The following is a 911-nucleotide window of genomic DNA, read 5'->3' on the forward strand; positions in this document are numbered from 1 at the left end:
TTTTCCTGATCGTTCAGCGCGCCGCGCAGGAAGTCGCGCGCACCGGAGGCATTGCCTGCGCGGCGGGCCTGCTCGTCCTGGCTGTGCGCGAAGCCGAGGATGGCCAGGCGCCGCTCCTTGGGGCCGCTGCCCGAACGGGCGAGCTGCTCGAACAGCAGCTTCTTGCGCAGCACCGTGTAGGCAGTCTCGGCAAGGGTGGCGCGCTCGCGCGGGCCGAGGGAGCGGTTGTCACGGAAAAAACGGGACACCACCGCGTCGGCGGGGTGTTCGAGGGTCAAGGTCAGCCTGACGAGTTCAGCGCAGGCGTCCAGAAGGGCTTTGGGGTGCATCGCCCGATTGTCCCACTGGCGCCACCCCGGCCCGCCGGGGCCCTCGCCGGTGCTATCTCGACAGCACCGGCGCGAAGGCCGAGCGCTCGATCTCCTGCAGCGTGGACGACTCCCCCGCCCACAGCACGAGCGCGGGCCCGGGCAGGCTGAGGTTTCGCTCCAGCCAGCGGCACAGCCGGTAGCGGTCCTCATCGTCCATGGCCGGCAGGAGCACGAAGACGAGGTAGGCCCGCCGCTGCGGAAACTCCCGCAGGGCCTTGCACACGATCCAGCATTTCGCCACCGGGCGGCAACGGGCCAGTTCGGACTGCACCTCGCTCAGTTCGAACGGCGAGAGATCGTGCCGCGCCACCCGGCTGAAGTACGGCGGGGTGGACAGCTCCTCCCACGCCCGCTCCTCGGCCTCGCCCGCCTGGCGCAGCCGCTCGCGCCAGTGCTTGAGGCCCTCGGCGTCGTATTCCAGGCCCGGCCGCGTCGTCTCCAGTTCGGCGACGGCGGCATTGGCCGCCCACCAGCGCCGGGCCGGCGCCGCATCCCACAGCCGCGCCAGAACGGCCAGGCGGGCCTCCCGGTCGGAGGCCG

2 pseudogenes are annotated in these 911 nt (G+C 71.9%); both read right to left on the reverse strand.

The annotated features are described in order from the left end of the window. Nucleotides 1-329, reverse strand: a pseudogene (locus tag AC27IO_RS24830) (SAM-dependent methyltransferase); the annotation flags it as partial. Between the two features lie 52 nt (nt 330-381). Next, nucleotides 382-911, reverse strand: a pseudogene (locus AC27IO_RS24835) (peptidase M48); the annotation flags it as partial.

The organism is Acidovorax sp. KNOB132, from assembly GCF_057541515.1.